Raw genomic sequence first — 2,011 nt, 5'->3', positions numbered from 1 at the left:
GACCTCTAATAATTCTCCTGTACCTTGATTAAACAGGAAAATCGTCGTATTTACGCCTCCGTCTTCCGGCGTAAAGCCATTGTCGATGTCGAAAATAGCTCGACTGTTACTACTGGTAATGCTGAAGGAGAAGTAATCGAATTGAGTTTCTGCTGCCCCCAATACGGTGGTGCCATTAATAATCTGTTCTGGAGTCCGTTCAATGGAAACATAGGGTATTCCTCCTGGTCCAGATTCAGCTACGTCGGGATTGGGTTCAGTAATAAACTCCAGAGCATTTAAGTCAAAGGTTTCTAAGTCCAGGAAAGGATTATCGACAAAATCCCGACTTTCCCCTGAGATAGTGACGCTTTCGCTAGCGTTAATGGTGATATCCCCAGCATTTCCGCTCGTTGTGGTAGCCGTAACAATCTGTCCGCCACTTTCCAGGACTAAGGTATTGAGATTGAGTGCGATAGGCGTTGCCGCGCCAAAGGCGATCGCACCGCCATTACTAGTACTATCGGTTACTGTACCGATAAATCCCCGATTAGCTAGATTCAGTGACCCTTGGGCATTGTTAATGGTAATGTTGCCACCCGGACCACTAGTGTCACCAGCGGAACGAGTTAGAATCCCGCTAAATAACCCATCCTCAGTAAAACCGGAGATATCAATGGCACCATTAGCATTAATCTCAATATCTCCTGATGCCCCATTGCTATTGGTAATGGTTTGAATTCTTGAGCCACCAGTGATAGTAAGAGCGCTAGTGGTTAGCTGTATGTTTCCGCCATTGCCGATCGCTGAAGTTAGTAAATCATTAGCAATCAAACTCTTGTCACTAAGATTGGTATTACCTTTCGCATTAATAGTTATATTGCCAGCTACTGCATCTGGTATACCTGCTCCATCGGTCAATCCAGCCTGTAACTCACTGGCTGACATGTCGAATTTAGCACCATTGATGGCAATAGTTCCGCCATTAACATTAGTTACATCTACCAAGCTACCGTTAGTCAAGGAAACATCACCTGGTTGGACTCCATCGGGAAAACTAACGGATGTTGCGCCATTGAGCGTAACTGTTCCTGAACTTGATAATCCTCCTAATTCCACTTCCCTGGCACTTCAACGGTGGCACCATTGAGGTTAACTTGACCCCCAAGTAAGGCCATGGTTTGCCCCGTCTCGATCGCAAAGCGTGAGCGAAGCTCGATGCCTAAAGTAGCTCCTATCACGTTGACTGAGCCAGGATTGCTACCATACCATATTGCAAACCCATGGGAATATTAATGGTTAACAATGGTGGAGCATTTGGATTACTAGCGCTAACGTTGAAATCATTGTCAAATATTGCACTATCAGCAGTGCTAGCCACAAAGGAGCCTGCTACATCTAAGCTCGCATTGGCTCCAAAGTTAATACCATTGGGATTAAGCAATAATAAATTAGCGCTACCATTTACTCCCAAAGTCCCCAGAATTTGAGAGAGGTTGCTACCAGTGACACGAGTCAAAATATTGGTAATGCCATCGGGATTACCAAAATACACTCGTTGACCATTACTAACATTAAATTCCAGAAAACTGTGGAATAAGTTACTATCTCGAATCGCTCCCCCTTCAATTAAATCTGCTACTGCACCACGGATAGTCTGATTAGGGGTAACTTGAGAATTTTCATCCCCCAAGGTACTATCTGGGATAATTTGAGCTAGGGTGGGTGAGGCGATTAATAAACATAAACTACTGACTTCGAGTAATCCCACTAAGCCCAATTCCATTAGTGAAATGGTATCTCTGGGTAGGTTTTGTATGAGGGGATTAGTGTTGTCGTCGGAGCTAGATAAGGGATTAGTTTTGTGGGGTTGGGGGATGCGATCGCGTTCCATTGATAGGTCTGGCCGATTAGTCTCACTCCTAGAGTTCCCGGCACTGTTGGTCAGAGTCACACCTGTGATCAACGGGTGCATCTGATTAAAGCTGTTTGAGCCGGTGTGTGGAACAGGCATCTTGCCTGTTACAATTTC

Annotated in this window: 2 protein-coding genes and 1 pseudogene; all 3 read right to left on the bottom strand. The window is 45.0% G+C overall.

The window, feature by feature from the left end; translation table 11 throughout:
* Nucleotides 1-1,098: pseudogene (locus F6K53_RS38560) on the bottom strand (filamentous hemagglutinin); the annotation flags it as partial.
* A complete protein-coding gene (locus F6K53_RS38555) occupies nucleotides 1,089-1,220 on the bottom strand; it encodes a hypothetical protein (RefSeq protein ID WP_293085118.1) in 132 nt (43 codons plus the stop codon). The gene F6K53_RS38555 and the pseudogene F6K53_RS38560, both read right to left, overlap by 10 nt.
* On the bottom strand, nucleotides 1,217-2,011 hold a 795-nt coding region (locus tag F6K53_RS38550; protein WP_293085116.1), incomplete at its 5' end, for a filamentous hemagglutinin N-terminal domain-containing protein. The genes F6K53_RS38555 and F6K53_RS38550, both read right to left, overlap by 4 nt.

The sequence above is a fragment of the Moorena sp. SIO4A1 genome, from assembly GCF_010672065.1.
Taxonomy (GTDB): Bacteria; Cyanobacteriota; Cyanobacteriia; order Cyanobacteriales; family Coleofasciculaceae; genus Moorena.
Note: the sequence above shows the minus strand (reverse complement) of the source record. Positions and strands in the feature narration are given on the sequence as shown.